This is a genomic window from Pseudomonas sp. AC136, assembly GCF_979258585.1.
The window spans coordinates 4155704-4174749 of sequence record NZ_OZ409865.1 but is presented as its reverse complement, the minus strand read 5'-3'; the positions used below and the strand labels follow the sequence as shown (position 1 = coordinate 4174749).

Below are 19046 nucleotides of genomic sequence, written 5' to 3'. Positions count from 1 at the left end.
GCCAGTGCCTCGATCTCTCACCCATAAGCGCGTCCCCGGCGATCCACTCGCCGCTTCCTTGCCGAATTCGGTAAAGGGCGCATTGGTGGCGCTCGTTGTGTTGATGCTGGGTCTGCTGTTCTGGCAGCTGTATCACGAGGTGCAACAGAGCACCGACAACCGTGAAAAGCGTGAGCATGAGTACAGCCAGCAGTTGGCTGAGCACATTGGGCTGAACATTAAACTGCGCGCCGACGCTGCCCTCGCGTTGCTGAGCCAGACCGCCGCACAGCCGCCTGCCCCCGAGCAAACCGGTGAGTTGTTGGACAACCTGCGGGCCATCTTTCCGTCGTTACAGAGCATCGTCTGGTTGGACGCCGACGGCCGTTCGCTGGCTGATACTCAGCCCAATGCCACCGACGCGGCGTTCATTGCCGCTCTGCACCAGCGCAATCAGAGCCAGTCCTATCAATACGTGTTCAGCCCGGTTGGCGAGGGCATGATCTACGCCTATTTGCACAAGGCTGACGACTCCGGCGACTGGGTGGTTCGTATTGGCTTGGAGCAAGTACGCCGTACGTTGGGCGAGCTGTACACCGGCGAGCACCGCTGGCAACTGATCGACCATCAAAGCCACCGCGTTGTGGCGGAACACCCTATCCCCAGCGGCGGCGGTACGCAGCTGACTGGCCCGCTGCAAATAGCCGATTCCGTGCATCTGGTTCCCTTGCCCGGCACCGACTTGATGGTGCGCAGCCTGTTCGACCGCCAGCTCGGGTGGTCGGAGCAGTTGTCGGCCATCACCGGCAAGTTCCTGCTGTTTATGGCGTGCGCCTTCCTGGCCTTGCTGGCGCTGGTGCGGTTGCTGCGCGAACAGCGACGCCTGCGGGAAATGACCACGGCCTCGCGGCGTGAGCTGCGCGACGCCGCGACCGCGCTTGGCGCCATTGAAGAGCGCGTAGTGGTGACGGACGTGACCGGCCATGTGCGCTACCTGAACCCACAAGCGGCCGTGCTGTTTGGCATGCAGACCTATGAAGCGCGCGGCCGGCATTTGCTCGATCTGCTGCCGGGGCTTGATCCGGCGTTATTGACCGACGCTGAGCAGTTCGAAGACGGCAACCCCGAGTGGATTGAGCTGGAGCAGCACGACCAGGTGCGCGTGTTCAGCATCACCCGCAGCCTGTTCAAAGACGGCGAGGAACACAGCCAGCCAGGGCACGTGTGGGTGCTGCGCGATGCCACCGAGCAGCAGATGGCGCTGCACATTCTTGAAGACACGCGCCGCCGTTATCAGGACATTTTCGAAGGCAGCGGCGTGGCCCACTGCGTACTCGACCTGGCCGATCTGCGCACCTATCTGCACATTCACAACATCAACAGCCTGAGCGAGTTCGATCACTGGCTGCAAACCTACCCTCACCTGCACGAAGAGCTGATTCAGCACCTGCATATCACCGAACTCAACCAAGTGGCGCAGCAACTCCTGGGCGTTGAGTCCACGCGCGAGCTGTGGGATCACTTGGTGGATGTGGGCCCCATCGTGCCCGAGAACGTGCGTTATCAACTGATTGGCGCAGTGCTGAGCAAGCAACGGCAAATCGAGATGGAAAGCCAGATCCTCACACCGCAGGGCCACGAGCGTCATCTGTGGTTGGTGCTGCGCTTGCCCGAGCAGAACGATGATTTCCATGCGGTGACGGTGAGCATGAGCGACATCACCGCACGCAAGCGCATCGAACTGTCGCTGATCGAGCGCGAGCGTTTCTGGTCGGATGTGGCGCGCGCGGTACCCGACACGCTGTATGTGCACGACATGACCGACCGCCGCGTGCTGTTTAGCAATAACCGCCTCGGCCAGCAGTTGGGCTACAGCGGCAAAGAGCTGCGTGACATGCCCGGGCATTTCTGGGAAGTGGTGTTGCACCCCGACGACGCTGAGCAATACGCGCGCATGCGCAGCCTGCAACAGGTAGTGGGCGACGGTCACTTGCTGCAATGCCACCTGCGCTGGCGCCACCGCGACGGCAGCTGGCATTGGTTCGATATTCGCGAACAAGCCTTGAGCCGCACGCCCGAAGGCCGTGTGCATCGCCTGATCGGAGTGGCCAAAGATGTCACCGATCAGATCGAAGCCAGCGAGCTGATGCGCAACAACGAGCGACGTTATCGCTTACTGGCCGAGAACATCAGCGACGTTATCTTCACCACCGACAACAACCTGCAGCTCGACTACGTCAGCCCATCGGCGCTGGCCATGTTCGGCTATACGCCGGAATGGATTATCAGCAACGGCTTCCACCCGCTGGCGGCCAACCCGCGCCAGCTGGCCGATGTCGACCAGTTGCTGCTGCGGGTGCGCGCGGCATTAAGCGACCCGCAGCGCCTGCGCGACCTGCGTCAGCAATTGGCGACGCGGTTGTTTATGGTCGATTGCGTGCGCGCCGACGGCCACAAACTGCCGACCGAAATGCGCCTGACCTTGATGTGGGACCAGGACGGCCGCTTCGAAGGCATGCTCGGCGTGGGTCGCAATATCAGCCAGCAGCGCCGCGCCGAGAAAGATTTGCGCATGGCTGCCACGGTGTTCGAACACTCCACGGCAGCCATTCTGGTCACCGACCCGGCCGGCTATATCGTGCAGGTCAACGAAGCGTTTTGTCGGGTCAGCGGCTACACCAGCGCTCAGGTGCTCGACCAACAGCCGGGCATGTTGATGGCCGATGGGCAACAGACCAGCCACCAGGCGTACATCCTCAGTCAGCTCGGGCAGAACGGCAGTTGGGAAGGCGAGGTGTGGCTCAAACGTCGCAATCAGGAAAACTTCCCGGCCTGGGTGGGCATTACGGCGGTGCACGACGATGAAGGCGACCTGGTCAGCTACGTCAGCTTTTTCAGCGATATCAGTGAACGCAAAGCCAGCGAGCAACGCATTCACCGCCTGGCGTATTACGACGCCCTGACCAACCTGCCCAACCGCACGCTGTTCCAGGACCGTCTGCACACTGCCTTGCAGCATGCCGAGCGGCATCTGGAATGGGTGGTGCTGATGTTCCTCGACCTCGACCGCTTCAAACCGATCAACGACTCGCTCGGCCACGCCGCCGGCGACCGCATGCTCAAAGACGTGGCGCAGCGTCTGGCCGCCTGCGTTGAGGTGGAAGACACCGTCGCGCGCATGGGCGGCGATGAATTCACCTTACTGCTGCGCGCGCGCGACACCCGCGACGGCGCCCTCACCCGCGCCATTCACGTGGCCGAACAGATTCTGGCCAGCCTGTCGCAGCCGTTCATTCTTGAAGGCCGTGAGTTCTTCGTCACCGCCAGTATTGGCATCGCCCTCAGCCCGCAAGACGGCGACGAGCTGAGCCAATTGATGAAGAACGCCGACACCGCCATGTACCACGCCAAAGAGCGCGGCAAAAACAACTTCCAGTTTTATCAGGCCGCCATGAACGCCACGGCGCTGGAACGCCTGGAGCTGGAAAGCGACCTGCGCCACGCCCTTGATCAGAAGCAATTCGTGCTCTATTACCAGCCGCAATTCAGCGCCAACGGCCAACGGCTTATTGGCGCGGAAGCGTTGTTGCGCTGGCAGCACCCACACCGCGGCCTGGTGGCGCCGAATGAATTTATTCCGGTGCTCGAAGAGCTGGGCCTGGTGGTCGACGTGGGCGACTGGGTGTTGGTGGAAGCCTGCCGACAAATGAACGCCTGGCATGCGCAGGGTGTGAAGGTGCCGAAAGTGTCGGTCAACCTGTCGGCCCGGCAATTCGCCGAAGGCCAGCTCGGCCAACGCATCGCGCACATTCTGAAAACCAGTGGCTTGAGCCCGAGCTGCCTGGAGTTGGAGCTGACCGAAAGCATTCTGATGCGCGACGTGGAAGAAACCATGCAGGTGCTGGTGGGCTTCAAGCAGCTGGGGCTGAGCATTGCCGTGGACGACTTCGGCACCGGTTATTCCTCGCTCAATTACCTCAAGCAGTTCCCCATCGACGTGCTGAAAATCGACCGCAGTTTTGTCGATGGCCTGCCCAGCGGCGAGCAGGACGCGCAAATTGCCCGCGCCATTATCGCCATGGCCCACAGCCTCAACCTCGCGGTGATCGCCGAAGGCGTCGAAACCCAGGAACAGCTCGACTTCCTGCGCGAGCATGGCTGCGACGAAGTGCAGGGCTACCTGCTCGGCAAGCCCATGACCGCCCACCAACTGGCGGCTCAGTTCAGCGGCAACGCGCTGTTTATGCTGAGCTAAAGGTCTGCTGCGGGCTTTCCGGAAAAAATGCCAACACAATGAGCGGCACTTGTCGGGCACATGACCGACCGTCATGTGCCTGTTTCCGACGTTTCCGGTAGAATCGCCCGCTTCCAATCTTCGGGCCAGCACAACCGCTGCTGGGCTAAGGTCAGGCAGTTTGGCCGACGACCGGAAGATCGTTAATGACCTTTACAGGAGTCCGCCATGTTTAGCCGTTCCACGACTATCGCCACCTACGACGCCGAACTTTTTGCCGCCATGGAGCAAGAAGCTCAGCGCCAGGAAGAGCACATCGAGCTGATCGCCTCGGAGAACTACACCAGCCCGGCGGTGATGGAAGCGCAAGGTTCGTTGCTGACCAACAAGTACGCCGAAGGCTATCCGGGCAAGCGTTACTACGGTGGCTGCGAGTACGTGGATATTGTTGAGCAACTGGCCATCGACCGCGCCAAGCAGCTGTTCGGCGCCGACTACGCCAACGTGCAACCGCACGCCGGCTCGCAAGCCAACAGCGCCGTGTACCTGGCGCTGCTCAACGCAGGCGACACCATTCTGGGCATGAGCCTGGCCCACGGCGGCCACCTGACCCACGGTGCTTCGGTAAGCTCGTCGGGCAAGCTCTACAACGCCGTGCAGTACGGCATCGACGGCAACGGCTTGATCGACTACGACGAAGTCGAGCGCCTGGCCGTTGAGCACAAGCCAAAAATGATCGTGGCCGGCTTCTCGGCTTACTCGCAAATTCTCGACTTCGCTCGCTTCCGCGCCATCGCAGACAAAGTGGGCGCCTACCTGTTCGTGGACATGGCCCACGTCGCCGGCCTGGTTGCCGCTGGCGTTTACCCCAACCCGGTGCCGTTCGCTGACGTGGTCACCACCACGACGCACAAAACCCTGCGCGGCCCACGTGGCGGCTTGATCCTGGCCAAGGCCAACGCCGAAATCGAGAAGAAGCTGAACTCCGCCGTATTCCCGGGCGGCCAAGGCGGCCCGCTGGAGCACGTGATCGCCGCCAAAGCGATCTGCTTCAAAGAAGCGCTGCAACCAGAATTCAAAACCTACCAGCAGCAAGTGGTGAAAAACGCTAAGGCCATGGCCGGCGTGTTCATCGAACGCGGTTTTGACGTGGTGTCGGGCGGCACAGAAAACCACCTGTTCTTGCTGTCGCTGATCAAGCAGGACATTTCCGGTAAAGACGCCGATGCCGCTTTGGGCAAAGCCTTTATTACCGTGAACAAGAACTCGGTGCCTAACGATCCACGCTCGCCGTTCGTGACCTCCGGTCTGCGCTTCGGGACCCCGGCCGTCACCACCCGTGGCTTCAAGGAAGCAGAATGCCGCGAGTTGGCCGGCTGGATCTGCGACATCCTGGCGGACCTGAACAACGAAGCGGTAATCGACGCCGTGCGTGAGAAGGTCAAAGCCATCTGCGCCAAGCTGCCGGTTTACGGCAAATAAGCTCAAGCGCTGCCTTTATTCACGAAGGCGCAGAAACGAAAAAGCCCGGCCAAGAGCCGGGCTTTTTTATGCCTGCAGCATGGCCTTAGAAGGCGACGCGGTAGTGCACGGTGTACGCCTCAACACCATCGTTCGGCTGGCTGATACCGGCGTTGGAGTAGTGAATAGCGCGCAGGCCCACTTCCTGGCCGGCGAAGCGCAGGCCCAGGCCCAGGCGGTCTTCGAATTGGAAGGAGGAACCCAGATCGTTGGTTTCCAGCTCGGTGTTGGCGAACAGGGCCACGCCAATACCGGCTTCTACATAAGGGCGAACGTTTTCGCCGGCGAACTCGTAAACGAACACCGGGGCGAACGACACACTGTGGTTGCTGGAGGTTTTATCACCATCCCAGTACGTGTAACCCGCATCCCAGTAACCGGTCAGACGACCGACGTCGCTCTGCCACCAACTGGTGCCGAAATCGAACTGAGTACCCAAGCGGTAAACCATCGTCGAATCACCTGTTTGACCAATGGCCACGGTGACATCGGCGGCATGCGCGGAAAGGGACAAACCAAGGGAAAGGGCTGCAGACGCAACCAAGGAAATCAACTTCATCGCAACGTCCTTTGTATCAGGTTGATCACAGATATCTGCGTAACGGCTGAATTATAGAAATTTTGGCTATAAACGAAAGACTCAACCCGCATTAAACAGCATTGAAAACTCACCCATGTTCGTGGGAAACGGTTCCAAGTGCCGGTGACTCTACCGCCCTAGCGGCGCAACGCTGGCCTCTCTGCCAACTAGGAGCGGCAGTACCTGAATTAGGTTCGATAAATTTCCACTCGACCATAAACGGGTGGCGGAACCGGGCTGATCGGCGAGCAAATTCTGTTCGCTGAGCAGCCGTTGCAGCTGCCGAGCGACCGCCATGCCGGTGTCGATGAGGGTCACCGAGGGCGGTACCAATTCCAGCAATAAGGGTTTGATAAACGGGTAATGGGTACATCCCAGAATCAACGTGTCACACCCTTGCGCCAGCAGCGGCTCGACGTAACTGCGCAGCAGCTCACGAGTGACTTCGCTGTGCAGCTCGCCCGCTTCAATCAATTCAACCAACCCCGGGCAGGGCCGCGTGATAACCCGTACGTCGCTGGCGAAACGGTCGAGCAAGGCAGCGAACTTGGCGCTCTGCAAGGTGCCGGTCGTGGCCAGCACACCGACCACGCCGCTTCGTGTTGCCGCCGCAGCCGGCTTCACCGCGGGCTCCATGCCGATGATGGGCAATTGCGGATATTGCTCGCGCAGCTCGTTGATGCCCGCCGCGGTGGCGGTATTGCACGCCACCACAAGCGCCTTGGCGCCCTGCTCCATTAAAAAGTCGGTGATGACGGCGCTGCGCTGACGGATGAACTCAGGCGTTTTCTCGCCGTAGGGAACGTGGCCGCTGTCAGCGACATACAGCAAGGTTTCGTTGGGCAACAGGCGCTGAATCTCGCCCAGCACGGAGAGCCCGCCAACGCCCGAATCGAACACGCCGACCGGCGCCGACTTGCTCATGGGCGAGACCCGCACACCGCGCAGGCGGGGTCGCGTTTAACTCGCAACTCGCGAAAGCGCGAGCCCAGTGCGTCGATCAGCAACAGTCGGCCCACCAGCGGCTCACCAAAACCGGCGAGCAGCTTCAAGGCTTCAAGCGCCTGCAACGAGCCGACCAGTCCTACCAACGGCCCCACCACGCCGGCTTCGCTACAAGTCAGCTCAGCTTCGCTGCCATGCCCGTACAGACAGTGATAGCAAGGGCTGCTGGTTTGGCGCGGATCGAACACCGACAGCTGGCCTTCAAGGCGAATTGCCGCGCCACTCACCAGCGGCTTCCCGGCCGCGACGCAGGCGGCGTTCACCGCTTCGCGCGTGCCGAAATTGTCGGAGCAGTCCAGTACCAGATCCACCGCTGCAACGGCCGCGCTCATGCTGTCGGCATCCAGCGCTCGGCGGTGTGCGTGCAGGCTCACGTGGGGATTGATCGCCCGCAATCGGGATTGCATGGAGTCGACTTTGCTCTGGCCGACGCTGGCTGTGTCGTGGGCGATTTGGCGTTGCAGGTTGGTGACGTCGACGGTATCGAAGTCCGCGAGGTGCAATTCCCCGACGCCCGCCGCCGCCAGGTAAAGGGCCACTGGCGAACCAAGGCCGCCGAGCCCGACGATCAGCGCGCGGCTGTTTTTTAGCCGTAGCTGGCCGTCGATATCGATCTGGCTGAGCAGAATCTGCCGGCTGTAGCGCAGCAGTTCTTCATCCGTAAGCGAGTCATGCATTGTCGTAACGCCCCAGGCTGATTCGTTCATGGCCGCCCAAATCGCGACGGCTTTCAATGGCATTAAAGCCTTGTGCTGCCAGCAGCTCACGGACGGCGGCAGCCTGGTCAAAACCGTGTTCCAACAACAGCCAGCCGCCGGCAACCAGGTGCGCGGGAGCGTGCTGAATAATCAAGAGAATATCGTCCAGCCCATCCTGGCCCGACACTAACGCACTGGCCGGCTCGAAGCGCACGTCGCCCTCGTCCAGATGGTGGTCGTCGGCGCGTATATAAGGAGGGTTGCTGACGATCAGGGCGAAGCGCTGAGCAGCGACGGCGCTGAACCAGTGACTGTGGCGAAAGCCCGCATTGGTGAGTTTGAGGCGCAGCCGATTGCGCTCGGCCAACGCCACCGCTTCGGGCACGCGATCAACGCCCGTTACCGTCCAGCCCGGTCGTTCGGTCGCGAGGGCCAAGGCGATAGCGCCGGTACCCGTGCCTAGATCGAGCGCCGCGATAGGGTGATGCGGCAACAGCTCAAGCGCGGTTTCGACCAGTAGTTCGGTGTCGGGGCGAGGAATCAGGGTGTGCGGCGCCACTTCCAGGTCCAGGCTCCAGAAGCCTTGCTGGCCGAGAATGTAGGCGACAGGTTCGCCTCGTTGGCGGCGGGCAATGGCGACTTGAAAGCGTTGCAACTGTTCAGCATCGAGCTCGCGCTCCGGCCACGTGCGCAAGTAACTGCGCGGCTTGCCCAGCGCTGCGGCAAGCAAAAGCTCGACGTCCAATTGCGCGGTGTCTGAGCCTGGCAACGTCACGCTGGCCAGCAGGTGCTCAATGCTCGAGGCGCCGCCTTGGCCACTCAATCGTCAGTCCCCCAGCGCGGCCAGTTGGTCGGCCTGGTATTCGCTGAGCAGCGGTTCGATAACGGCGTCAACGCCACCGGCCAGCACGTCGTCCAGGTTATAGAGCGTGAGGTTGATACGGTGGTCGGTCACCCGGCCCTGAGGAAAGTTGTACGTACGGATGCGCTCGGAGCGATCACCCGAGCCAACGAGCAAGCGGCGCGTGTCCGAGATTTCTTTATGCGCCGCGGCTTCCTGTTGATCGTTGAGCTTGGCCGACAACCAGGCCATGGCCTTGGCGCGGTTCTTGTGCTGCGACCGCTCTTCCTGGCACTCGACAACGATGCCGGACGGAAGGTGGGTGATGCGGATCGCCGAGTCGGTTTTGTTTACGTGCTGACCGCCCGCGCCGGAAGAACGGTACGTGTCGACGCGCAAGTCTGCCGGATTGATTTCGATCGCTTGCTGCTCATCCGGCTCCGGCAACACCGCGACGGTGCAAGCGGACGTATGAATGCGCCCCTGCGACTCGGTTTCCGGCACGCGCTGCACGCGATGCGCGCCGGATTCGAATTTGAGTTTGGCGTACACGTTGTCGCCTTCTACGCGGGCGATCACTTCTTTATAGCCGCCGTGCTCGCCGATGTTTTCCGAAAGAATTTCCACGCGCCAGCCGCGTTTTTCGGCGTAGCGCGAGTACATGCGAAACAGGTCGCCAGAAAAAATCGCCGCCTCGTCGCCGCCAGTGCCGGCGCGCACTTCGAGGAACACGTTGCGGCCGTCGTTAGGGTCTTTGGGCAACAGCATGCGTTGCAGGCGGGCTTCCAGATCGGCCAGCAACTCTTTGCTGTCGGCTACTTCTTGCTCGGCCATTTCGCGCATGTCCGGGTCGCTGTCTTTGAGCAGCGCCTGGGCGCCCTGCATGTCGGCAGTGACTTTGCGGAATTCCTGCAACAGCTGCACCACCGGCTCGACCTCGGCGTACTCCTTGGAATACGCGCGGAACTTGCTCTGATCGCTGATCACCTCGGCGTCGCCCAGCAGCGCCGTCAGTTCTTCGTAGCGGTCGTGGATCATGTCCAGTTTATTCAGCAGTGACGCTTTCATTGCGGGGTTTTATCCGTGGTGCTCTCGTCGAGCGCAAAGAGTTCCTGGGCCACGGTCAACGCATCGATGCGCCCGTCAGCCGAGAGTTTTTTCAATTGCACGCTCGGCGCGTGCAGCAACTTATTGGTCAGGCCACGGGCCAGTTGCGCCAGCGCTTCTTCGGCCGAGATGCCATTGGCGAGCAGACGCTGCGCCTTGGCCAGCTCGTCATCGCGCAGCCGTTCGGCTTGCTGGCGGTACGCCTTGAGCACATCGACGGCAGCCAATTCACGCAGACGCGACATGAAGTCGCTGGTGCCGACGGCGACCAATTCTTCAGCGGCCTGGGCAGCGCCTTGGCGGCTTTTGAGGTTTTCGGCGATTACATCGTGGAGGTCGTCGACGGTATAGAGGTACACGTCGTCCAGCTCGCCCACTTCGGGCTCGATGTCGCGCGGCACGGCGATGTCGACCATAAAGATCGGTTTGTGCTTGCGCTGCTTCAGCGCACTTTCCACCGCACCTTTGCCGAGAATCGGCAACTGGCTGGCGGTAGAGCTGATGACGATATCGCTGCTGATCAGCTCTTGAGGAATCTCCGACAGCAACACCGCGTGGGCGCCGAACTGCTCGGCCAGTTGACTGGCGCGCTCAAGGGTTCGGTTGGCCACCACAATGCGTTTTACGCCCTGCTCATATAAATGCCGGGCCACCAGGGTGATGGTTTCGCCGGCACCAATCAGCAGGGCCTGACTGTTATTGAGGTTGCTGAAAATTTGCTTGGCCAGGCTGACGGCGGCGAAGGCCACGGACACCGGGTTCTCGCCAATGGCCGTGTCGGTGCGCACTTGTTTGGCGGTGCTGAACGTGGCTTGGAACAGGCGCCCAAGCAGCGGGCCGACGGTGCCGGCTTCACGGGCAACGGCGTAGGCAGATTTCATCTGACCGAGGATCTGTGGCTCGCCGAGCACCATGGAATCAAGGCCCGAGGCCACGCGCATCATGTGGCGCACGGCAGAGTCATCCTGGTGCACATAGGCGCAGGCTCGCAGTTCGTCGAGACTGAGGTTGTGATAATCGGCCAGCCAGGCCAGCACGCTATCGGCGGTCAGGCTGTCCTGCTCGATGTACAACTCGCTGCGGTTGCAGGTCGACAGAATGGCCGCCTCGCGGCTCGCGGTGCGCGCACACAATTGCTGCAATGCCTCAACCAACTGCTCCGGGGTGAACGCCACACGTTCGCGGACGTCCACCGAGGCGGTCTTGTGGTTGATACCGAGGGCAAGAAAGGTCATGCAGGGTCGCTGACAGAAACGGGAAGCCGCCAATTGTCCTACTTCACCAGAGTGAGAACAACCACCGCTCACTATTGTCCTAATAGCCGGTAGCCTGTCTCGCACAGCCAACCATAGATAGGCGCTTGCCCCATGGGTTTTGCCCCACGGCTTGTGTCATGATGCCCAGACCGCAGGTAAGTCGCCCTTTCCTATATATGAATAAATCGTTGCCATTGTTCGCCGCCGTCTTGTTTCTCGGGGGCTGCGCCAGCCTGAGCCCATCCAAGCAGGATGGCGTACCGCCGGTGGAAGACACCGCGCCGGTCGCCGTTGCCAAGCCTCAGGTGTACGGTTCGTTTAGCGAAGAAACGCTGCTTTCCTTGCTCACCGCCGAGCTTGCCGGGCAACGTAACCGCTTCGACATTGCCCTGGAAAATTACATTCAGCAGGCCAACGAAACCCAAGACGCCGCAGTCGCCGAGCGAGGGTTTCGCATCGCTGAGTACCTGGGCGCCGACGAACCCGCGCTGGAAATGTCGCTGATCTGGGCCAAGAACGCGCCAGAGAACCTTGAAGCGCAACGTGCCGCCGCCATTCAGTTGGCCCGCGCCGGTCGCTACGACGAATCCATGGTGTACATGGAAAAAGTGCTGCAAGGTCAAGGCGACACCCACTTCGATTTCCTTGCCCTCTCCGCTGCCGAAACCGATCCCGATACCCGCGCCGGTTTGCAACAAAGCTTCGACCGTTTGCTGGTGAAATACCCGGACAACGGTCAGCTGCTGTTCGGCAAAGCGCTGTTACTGCAGCAAGACGGACACCCCGACACCGCCCTTCAGTTGCTGGAAGATCAGAAAGCCGCGACCCATGACGTCGCCCCGCTGCTGCTACGCGCTCGCCTGCTGCAAAGCATGAAGCGCAGCGACGAAGCCATTCCGCTGTTGGAAAAAGGCATCAAGCAACACCCGGACGACAAGCGCCTGCGCTTGGCTTATGCGCGCCTTCTAGTCGAACAGAACCGCCTCGATGACGCCAAGGTCGAGTTCGCGTCCCTGGTTCAACAGTTTCCCGATGACGATGACCTGCGTTTCTCGCTGGCGTTGGTGTGCCTGGAAGCCGGGGCTTGGCAGGAAGCGATCGGCTATCTGCAGGACTTGGTTGAACGCGAGAGTCATGTTGACGCCGCGCACTTCAACCTCGGCCGCGCCTATGAAGAACTGAAAGACCCGAACAATGCCGTTCAGGAGTTCAGCCAAGTCGGCCCAGGTAACGATTATCTGCCGGCGCAGCTGCGTCAGGCCAACATTCTGTTCGACACCGGCCGCAGCAGCGAAGCCTCGAAGGTGCTCGCCGAAGCCCGCGAAACCCAGCCGGATTACGCCATTCAGCTGTACCTGATCGAAGCCGAAGCGCAGTCCAGCCGGCAGCATTACGACCAAGCCTGGGCGGTGATTCAGCGCGCACTGAAGCAGTACCCGGACGATCTGAACCTGCTCTACACCCGCTCGATGCTGGCCGAAAAGCGCAACGACCTGAAGCAGCTCGAAGCGGACCTGCGCACCATCCTCAGCCGCGAGCCGGACAACTCCATGGCGCTTAACGCGCTGGGCTACACGCTGGTCGACCGCACCACGCGCTATACCGAAGGCCGAGACCTGATTCAAAAAGCCCACAAACTGAGCCCCGACGATCCGGCGATTCTCGACAGCCTGGGTTGGGCCAACTACCGCACCGGCAATCTCGACGAAGCTGAGCGCCTATTGCGTCAGGCGTTGGAGCGTTTCCCCGACGCCGAAGTGGCAGCGCATTTGGGCGAAGTGCTTTGGGCCAACGGCAAGCAGTCCGAAGCTAAAAAAGTGTGGGCAGCGGCTCAAAAAGAACAGCCTGACAACTCCATCCTGCGCGAAACCCTGTTGCGCCTGACCGGTTCCGAGAAGCTTTAAATGCGTTTGCGCCACCTCATTGTTATCGGCCTGCTTGCCGCCCTCAGCGGCTGTGCCGGCCTCACCTCCCATGAATCGTTGGACGGCCAGGGCGACCCGGCCAAATGGCAGGCGCATAAAACGCGCACGGCTGCCCTGAACGGCTGGCAGATCAGCGGCAAGGTCGGGATACGCGCGCCAAAAGATTCAGGTAGCGGCACGCTGTTCTGGCTGCAGCGCCAAGATTATTTCGACATTCGCCTCTCCGGCCCACTGGGTCGCGGCGCCGCACGACTGACTGGCCACGCCGGCGACGTCACGCTGGAGGTAGCCAATCAGGGACGCTACCAAGCAGAAACGCCCGAGGCGCTGCTGGAAGAGCAACTCGGTTGGAAGCTGCCGATTTCACACCTGACCTGGTGGGTGCGCGGCCTTCCCGCGCCAGACAGCAAAAGCAGTCTCACGCTCGACAGCGAGAGCCACTTGCAACGTCTGAGTCAGGACGGTTGGCAGGTTGAGTACCTCAGCTATGCCGAGCAAAACGGTTATTGGCTGCCCGAGCGCATGAAGCTGCACGGCCGCGACCTCGACGTCACCCTGGTGATCAAGGACTGGCAGCCGCGCCAGCTTGGCCAGTGATGTCTGCTGCTCGCCTTACGCTGCCGGCACCGGCAAAACTCAACCTTATGCTGCACATCCTCGGCCGCCGCGCCGATGGTTATCACCAGCTGCAAACCCTGTTTCAGTTTCTCGATTACAGCGATGAGCTGACGTTCGCGCTGCGCGAAGACAGCGAGATTCGCCTGCACACCGACATCGAAGGCGTCCCCCACGACAGCAACCTGATCGTCAAAGCCGCACGCCAACTGCAAAGCAAAAGCACGTGCTCGCTGGGTGCCGATATCTGGCTGGAAAAACGTCTGCCCATGGGAGGCGGCATAGGTGGCGGCAGCTCCGACGCGGCTACTACATTGCTGGGGCTCAATCATATTTGGCAGCTCGGCTGGAGCCTCGACCAACTCGCCGAATTGGGCGTGAATCTGGGCGCCGATGTGCCCGTATTTGTGAAGGGTCATGCGGCATTTGCAGAAGGCGTTGGCGAGGTGCTGACCCCAGTGGAATTGGACGAACCGTGGTTTCTGGTGGCGATACCGCAAGTATCTGTCAGCACAGCAGAAATTTTCTCAGACCCGGAGTTGACACGCGATACTCCCGCGATTACATTGTCGGCCGTTCTCGAGCGGGGCGGTCGTAATGACTGTCAGTCGGTGGTCGAGAGGCGTTACCCAGATGTTCGTAACGCTTTGATCTTGCTAAACAAATTTGTTTCAGTTAGATTAACCGGCACTGGTTGTTGTGTTTTTGGGAGCTTCCCTAACAAAGCCGAAGCTGATAAAGTCGCGGCCCAACTTCCAGCCTCCCTGCCAGGGTTTGTTGCTAAAGGTTGTAACGTTTCGATGTTGCACCAGCGGTTACAAGCACTGTCCTGAGAAGCGGATGCTAAGCATCCAGTTGCACACTACAGGGGCGTCGCCAAGCGGTAAGGCAGCAGGTTTTGATCCTGCCATGCGTTGGTTCGAATCCAGCCGCCCCTGCCATTTTCTATACTCATCCAGGTATACCCTCAGCCGGCAGGTACTGCGCGTGTCCAAGATGATGGTCTTTACGGGGAATGCTAACCCCGATCTGGCGCGACGTATCGTACGTCAGCTGCATATCCCACTCGGCGATGCCTCCGTTGGAAAATTTTCCGATGGCGAAATCAGCATTGAAATCAACGAAAACGTTCGCGGTAAAGACGTCTTCCTGATCCAGCCGACATGCGCGCCAACCAACGATAACCTGATGGAACTGGTGGTAATGGCCGACGCCTTCCGCCGCTCCTCGGCTACTCGAATCACAGCCGTGATCCCCTACTTCGGTTACGCCCGCCAGGATCGCCGTCCGCGCTCCGCTCGCGTGGCAATCAGCGCCAAAGTGGTGGCTGACATGCTGACCGTCGTCGGTATCGACCGCGTTCTGACTGTTGATTTGCACGCCGACCAGATTCAGGGTTTCTTCGATATTCCGGTAGATAACATCTACGGTTCGCCAGTACTGGTGGACGACATCGAAGACCAACGTTTCGAAAATCTGATGATCGTGTCTCCGGACATTGGCGGTGTAGTGCGTGCTCGCGCTGTCGCCAAATCCTTGGGCGTGGATCTGGCCATCATCGACAAACGTCGTGAGAAGGCCAACCACTCCGAAGTGATGCACATCATTGGTGATGTTGAAGGCCGTACCTGCATCCTCGTGGATGACATGGTCGACACCGCTGGCACACTCTGCCACGCGGCCAAGGCTCTGAAAGAACACGGCGCTGCCAAGGTGTTTGCCTACGCAACGCACGCCGTTCTCTCCGGTCGCGCCATCGAGAACATCGAAAATTCCATGCTCGACGAACTGGTGGTAACAAACACCATCCCGTTGTCGGCAGCTGCTCAAGCCTGCAAACGTATCCGCCAATTGGATATCGCGCCGGTAGTCGCTGAGGCGGTACGCCGCATCAGCAATGAAGAATCGATCAGCGCGATGTTCCGCTAAGGGCTAAACCCCTGGCCACATGACGCAGAACGAAAGTGCCCCGCCTCGTGCGGGGCTTTTTGCCTCACCGCTTTCCATTGCCGGTCGCAAGCAATGAAGGCGGCGATGTTTATTTTGGAGATTCACCATGACTGATTTCGCCCTGAATGCTGAAGTGCGTTCCGACCTGGGGAAAGGTGCGAGCCGCCGCCTGCGTCGTCTCGCCGCCCAAGTTCCTGCCGTAGTTTACGGTGGCGACAAAGCGCCTGTTTCCATCACTTTGCTGGCTAAAGAAATCGCCAAGCTGCTGGAAAACGAAGCTGCCTACAGCCACGTCATCACCCTGACCGTTGGCGGCGCTGCTGAAACTGTAGTGATCAAAGCCCTGCAACGTCACCCGGCCAAAGGTCACGTGATGCACGCTGACTTCGTCCGCGTTATTGCTGGCCAGAAACTGACCGTCCTCGTTCCATTGCACTTCATCAACCAGGAAACTGCAGTTGGCGTGAAGCAGCAAGGTGGCGAAGTTTCCCACACCGCCGCTGAAGTTGAAGTGTCCTGCGAGGCTAAAGACCTGCCGGAATTCATCAACGTCGACATGGCTAAAGTAGAAATCGGTCAGATCGTTCACCTGTCGGACCTGACTCTGCCAGCTGGCGTTGAGCTGGTTGCTCTGGCACACGGCAAAGACTTGCCAGTTGCCAACATCCACGCTTCGCGCGTACCGAAAGAAGATGAAGCAGAAGGCGCAGCCGAGTAATTCTCGCCTCGTCTAAGGAAGGGCTCCTGTCGTGACTGCCGTACAACTGATCGTCGGCCTGGGTAATCCAGGCGCTGAATACGAACAGACCCGGCATAACGCAGGGGCCCTTTTTGTTGAGCGTCTCGCTGCGGCCCAACGGGTCAATCTGGTAGCAGAGCGCAAATTTTTCGGCCTGACGGCGCGTTTCAGCCATCAAGGTCACGATATTCGTCTGTTGATTCCCACTACCTATATGAACCGCAGCGGCCAGGCTGTTGCCGCCATGGCCGGTTTCTACCGCGTTCCGGTAGACGCCATTCTGGTAGCCCACGACGAACTCGACATGCCTCCCGGCGTCGCCAAATTCAAGCAAGGCGGCGGACACGGCGGGCACAACGGCTTGCGCGACATCATTGCGCAACTCGGCAATCAAAATACCTTTCACCGTTTGCGGCTTGGCATTGGCCACCCCGGTGAAGCCAGCAAGGTATCCGGCTTTGTACTGGGTCGTGCGCCTCGCGCCGAGCAGGACAAACTGGACGCCAGCATCGATTTTGCCCTCGGCGTGATGCCAGAGGTTTACGCCGGGGAATGGAACCGGGCGATGAAACTTCTGCACAGCCAAAAGGCTTGACCCTTCTTTTTAGCGAATTCACTTCCGCGAGGATTACACCATGGGATTTAACTGCGGCATCGTCGGCCTGCCCAACGTCGGCAAGTCCACCCTGTTCAACGCCCTGACCAAATCCGGTATCGCGGCGGAGAACTTCCCTTTCTGCACCATCGAGCCGAACAGCGGCATCGTGCCCATGCCGGACCCGCGTCTCGACGCCCTGGCGGCCATCGTCAATCCCAAGCGCATCCTGCCGACCACAATGGAATTCGTCGACATCGCAGGCCTGGTAGCCGGCGCGTCCAAAGGTGAAGGCCTGGGCAACAAATTCCTCGCCAACATTCGCGAGACTGACGCCATTGCCCACGTGGTGCGTTGCTTCGAAGACGACAACGTTATCCACGTTTCCAACAGCGTCGACCCCAAGCGCGACATCGAAATCATCGACCTGGAACTGATCTTCGCCGACCTCGACAGCTGTGAAAAACAACTGCAGAAAGTCACCCGCAACGCCAAGGGCGGCGACAAAGACGCCGTGGCTCAGAAAGCCTTGCTGGAACAACTGATCAACCACTTCACCGAAGGCAAGCCGGCACGCAGCCTGATGAAGAACATGAGCAGCGAAGAAAAGCTGATCATCCGTGGCTTCCACCTGCTGACCACCAAGCCGGTGATGTACATCGCCAACGTCGCCGAAGACGGCTTCGAGAACAACCCGCTGCTCGACGTGGTCAAGACCATCGCCGACGAAGAAGGCGCGATCGTGGTACCGGTCTGCAACAAGATCGAAGCGGAAATTGCCGAGCTTGATGACGGCGAAGAAAAAGACATGTTCCTCGAAGCCCTCGGCCTCGAAGAGCCTGGTCTGAACCGCGTGATTCGTGCCGGCTACGAAATGCTGCACCTTCAAACCTACTTCACCGCCGGCGTTGAAGAAGTGCGCGCCTGGACCGTGCGCGTCGGTGCCACCGCACCGCAAGCCGCTGGCGTGATTCACACCGACTTCGAAAAAGGCTTTATCCGCGCCGAAGTCATCGCCTACGACGACTTCATCCAGTTCAAAGGCGAAGCTGGCGCGAAAGAAGCCGGTAAATGGCGCCTGGAAGGCAAGGAGTACATCGTTAAAGACGGTGACGTCATGCACTTCCGCTTCAACGTCTGATCCGCTGAACAAAACCTCTGGGGGCTCGCCTCAGAGGTTTTGTGTTCACTACGCGCGCCGGGTTGTTCCTTGCCGGCACCAAACGCCCCACTTCCCCTACTTCACCTTAAGCGTGGCAAATTCATTTTTTGCCGCACTCAATGCGCGAATGAACTCACCGTTGGCATGTAAGGCCGCGACTATGGCTGCGCCCATGAGCTGCCCGGCTTGTACGTCGCTCTGCCAATGCGCGCCGCACACGACCCGACTGACGCCAAACTCATGCCCGCGCCGCAGCAGCGCAACCTGACGGGCAGGATTGATCTCGGCCAGCACCAAGGCAATTGCCCATCCGAACGAGGCATGCCCGGATGGATACGAGCCGGTAGTCGCCATCTTTTCATCACGCTCCGGCGTACACGAAGCCTCTTTGTAAACCACAAAGGGACGAACTCTTTGGTAGCCGTCTTTGGCAGTTCTTACCGCGTAATCTTGACTGTCCTGCAGCACTCCCTGCAAAAGCGCATACAGCTTTGGTGTATGCGCCTGGGAGATTTCCACGCCAAATGCCTCGCTAAATCCAGGCCGGAAATTTTCATAACTCGCATCGCGGCTGGCGAGCTCCACGCGTGCAGCGTCGCGCAATACACGTCCCGTTTCATAAGCGGCTTTGTCAGCCTGGAAAGCGACCGTGTTCTCCCCAGGCGGTGCGGGCAAGACGGCCAAGCTATCGGGCGCCGTTTCCGCGCTGAGGAATCCAGCCTGTTCGCTGGCTGATACGTTAAACGCCCAAAAAAGAGCGCTGAAAATGGTGGCGGATGTCATCAACGTAAACTTCATAAATTGCGTCCCAACTTAGCCAATTAGACAAACGCCGCCGC

At 60.0% G+C, this 19046-nt stretch carries 16 protein-coding genes and 1 tRNA gene; 10 read left to right on the top strand and 7 right to left on the bottom strand.

Going from position 1 to position 19046, the window contains the following annotated elements; all coding sequences use genetic code 11:
- Nucleotides 1–103 precede the first annotated feature (103 nt).
- Complete coding sequence (locus tag ACZZZU_RS18680) at nucleotides 104–4234, top strand: sensor domain-containing protein (RefSeq protein ID WP_463552154.1); 4131 nt, start codon at nucleotides 104–106, stop codon at nucleotides 4232–4234.
- 207 nt (nucleotides 4235–4441) lie between these two features.
- The gene (glyA, locus tag ACZZZU_RS18675) at nucleotides 4442–5695 is read left to right on the top strand and encodes a serine hydroxymethyltransferase (RefSeq protein WP_463551462.1); all 1254 of its coding nucleotides are present in this window, start codon (nucleotides 4442–4444) and stop codon (nucleotides 5693–5695) included.
- An 85-nt stretch (nucleotides 5696–5780) separates the two neighbouring features.
- Here the strand turns inward: glyA and ACZZZU_RS18670 are convergent, their stop codons facing one another.
- The 6 genes from ACZZZU_RS18670 to hemA all read right to left on the bottom strand — a co-directional run bounded on the left by ACZZZU_RS18670 (nucleotide 5781) and on the right by hemA (nucleotide 11200).
- Nucleotides 5781–6293: an acyloxyacyl hydrolase gene (locus tag ACZZZU_RS18670; protein ID WP_122492971.1), complete on the bottom strand. Its 513-nt coding sequence runs from the start codon at nucleotides 6291–6293 to the stop codon at nucleotides 5781–5783.
- Nucleotides 6294–6443: 150 nt separating this feature from the next.
- A complete protein-coding gene (gene murI / locus ACZZZU_RS18665; RefSeq protein ID WP_463551461.1) occupies nucleotides 6444–7238 on the bottom strand; it encodes a glutamate racemase in 795 nt (264 codons plus the stop codon).
- Nucleotides 7235–7996 carry a molybdopterin-synthase adenylyltransferase MoeB gene (locus ACZZZU_RS18660; RefSeq protein WP_463551460.1) on the bottom strand — a complete coding sequence of 254 codons (762 nt, stop codon included), beginning with the start codon at nucleotides 7994–7996 and terminating at the stop codon, nucleotides 7235–7237. Before ACZZZU_RS18660 ends, murI begins: the two co-directional genes overlap by 4 nt.
- The gene (prmC, locus tag ACZZZU_RS18655; protein ID WP_463551459.1) at nucleotides 7989–8840 is read right to left on the bottom strand and encodes a peptide chain release factor N(5)-glutamine methyltransferase; all 852 of its coding nucleotides are present in this window, start codon (nucleotides 8838–8840) and stop codon (nucleotides 7989–7991) included. The genes ACZZZU_RS18660 and prmC overlap by 8 nt, the downstream gene beginning before the upstream one ends.
- 3 nt (nucleotides 8841–8843) lie before the next feature.
- Nucleotides 8844–9926 (bottom strand): peptide chain release factor 1, encoded by a 1083-nt coding sequence (prfA, locus tag ACZZZU_RS18650; RefSeq protein ID WP_463381728.1) that lies wholly within the window; start codon nucleotides 9924–9926, stop codon nucleotides 8844–8846.
- The gene (gene hemA, locus ACZZZU_RS18645) at nucleotides 9923–11200 is read right to left on the bottom strand and encodes a glutamyl-tRNA reductase (protein WP_463551458.1); all 1278 of its coding nucleotides are present in this window, start codon (nucleotides 11198–11200) and stop codon (nucleotides 9923–9925) included. The genes prfA and hemA overlap by 4 nt, the downstream gene beginning before the upstream one ends.
- Before the next feature lie 197 nt (nucleotides 11201–11397).
- On the opposite strand from hemA, the gene ACZZZU_RS18640 reads away from it, so the two are divergent.
- The 8 genes from ACZZZU_RS18640 (at nucleotide 11398) to ychF (ending at nucleotide 18186) form a co-directional block, all read left to right on the top strand.
- Entirely contained in the window at nucleotides 11398–13125 is a 1728-nt protein-coding gene (locus ACZZZU_RS18640) for a tetratricopeptide repeat protein (RefSeq protein WP_463551457.1), read from the top strand.
- A complete protein-coding gene (gene lolB / locus ACZZZU_RS18635; protein WP_122492978.1) occupies nucleotides 13126–13743 on the top strand; it encodes a lipoprotein insertase outer membrane protein LolB in 618 nt (205 codons plus the stop codon).
- The gene (ispE, locus tag ACZZZU_RS18630) at nucleotides 13743–14594 is read left to right on the top strand and encodes a 4-(cytidine 5'-diphospho)-2-C-methyl-D-erythritol kinase (protein ID WP_463551456.1); all 852 of its coding nucleotides are present in this window, start codon (nucleotides 13743–13745) and stop codon (nucleotides 14592–14594) included. Before lolB ends, ispE begins: the two co-directional genes overlap by 1 nt.
- A 33-nt stretch (nucleotides 14595–14627) precedes the next feature.
- Nucleotides 14628–14702 (top strand) — tRNA-Gln (locus ACZZZU_RS18625).
- A 46-nt stretch (nucleotides 14703–14748) separates the two neighbouring features.
- Nucleotides 14749–15690 (top strand): ribose-phosphate pyrophosphokinase, encoded by a 942-nt coding sequence (locus tag ACZZZU_RS18620; protein ID WP_108098481.1) that lies wholly within the window; start codon nucleotides 14749–14751, stop codon nucleotides 15688–15690.
- A 127-nt stretch (nucleotides 15691–15817) separates the two neighbouring features.
- Nucleotides 15818–16429: a 50S ribosomal protein L25/general stress protein Ctc gene (locus ACZZZU_RS18615; RefSeq protein ID WP_463551455.1), complete on the top strand. Its 612-nt coding sequence runs from the start codon at nucleotides 15818–15820 to the stop codon at nucleotides 16427–16429.
- A gap of 31 nt (nucleotides 16430–16460) precedes the next feature.
- Nucleotides 16461–17045, top strand: coding sequence for an aminoacyl-tRNA hydrolase (gene pth, locus ACZZZU_RS18610; protein ID WP_122492981.1), 585 nt, complete (start codon nucleotides 16461–16463; stop codon nucleotides 17043–17045).
- Between the two features lie 40 nt (nucleotides 17046–17085).
- Nucleotides 17086–18186 carry a redox-regulated ATPase YchF gene (gene ychF, locus ACZZZU_RS18605; RefSeq protein WP_122492982.1) on the top strand — a complete coding sequence of 367 codons (1101 nt, stop codon included), beginning with the start codon at nucleotides 17086–17088 and terminating at the stop codon, nucleotides 18184–18186.
- Nucleotides 18187–18282: 96 nt separating this feature from the next.
- On the opposite strand, the gene ACZZZU_RS18600 is transcribed toward ychF, so the two are convergent.
- Nucleotides 18283–19005, bottom strand: a complete 723-nt coding sequence (locus tag ACZZZU_RS18600) for an acid phosphatase (RefSeq protein WP_463551454.1) — start codon at nucleotides 19003–19005, stop codon at nucleotides 18283–18285.
- Between the last annotated feature and the right edge of the window lie 41 nt (nucleotides 19006–19046).

Bases quoted from the DNA above. Each gene is read 5' to 3' on its own strand.
- ACZZZU_RS18680 (WP_463552154.1), top strand. From the start codon at position 104: ATGCTGGGTCTGCTGTTCTGGCAGCTGTATCACGAGGTGCAACAGAGC.
- glyA (WP_463551462.1), top strand. From the start codon at position 4,442: ATGTTTAGCCGTTCCACGACTATCGCCACCTACGACGCCGAACTTTTT.
- ACZZZU_RS18670 (WP_122492971.1), bottom strand. From the start codon at position 6,293: ATGAAGTTGATTTCCTTGGTTGCGTCTGCAGCCCTTTCCCTTGGTTTG.
- murI (WP_463551461.1), bottom strand. From the start codon at position 7,238: ATGAGCAAGTCGGCGCCGGTCGGCGTGTTCGATTCGGGCGTTGGCGGG.
- ACZZZU_RS18660 (WP_463551460.1), bottom strand. From the start codon at position 7,996: ATGCATGACTCGCTTACGGATGAAGAACTGCTGCGCTACAGCCGGCAG.
- prfA (WP_463381728.1), bottom strand. From the start codon at position 9,926: ATGAAAGCGTCACTGCTGAATAAACTGGACATGATCCACGACCGCTAC.
- hemA (WP_463551458.1), bottom strand. From the start codon at position 11,200: ATGACCTTTCTTGCCCTCGGTATCAACCACAAGACCGCCTCGGTGGAC.
- ACZZZU_RS18640 (WP_463551457.1), top strand. From the start codon at position 11,398: ATGAATAAATCGTTGCCATTGTTCGCCGCCGTCTTGTTTCTCGGGGGC.
- lolB (WP_122492978.1), top strand. From the start codon at position 13,126: ATGCGTTTGCGCCACCTCATTGTTATCGGCCTGCTTGCCGCCCTCAGC.
- ispE (WP_463551456.1), top strand. From the start codon at position 13,743: ATGTCTGCTGCTCGCCTTACGCTGCCGGCACCGGCAAAACTCAACCTT.
- ACZZZU_RS18615 (WP_463551455.1), top strand. From the start codon at position 15,818: ATGACTGATTTCGCCCTGAATGCTGAAGTGCGTTCCGACCTGGGGAAA.
- ychF (WP_122492982.1), top strand. From the start codon at position 17,086: ATGGGATTTAACTGCGGCATCGTCGGCCTGCCCAACGTCGGCAAGTCC.
- ACZZZU_RS18600 (WP_463551454.1), bottom strand. From the start codon at position 19,005: ATGAAGTTTACGTTGATGACATCCGCCACCATTTTCAGCGCTCTTTTT.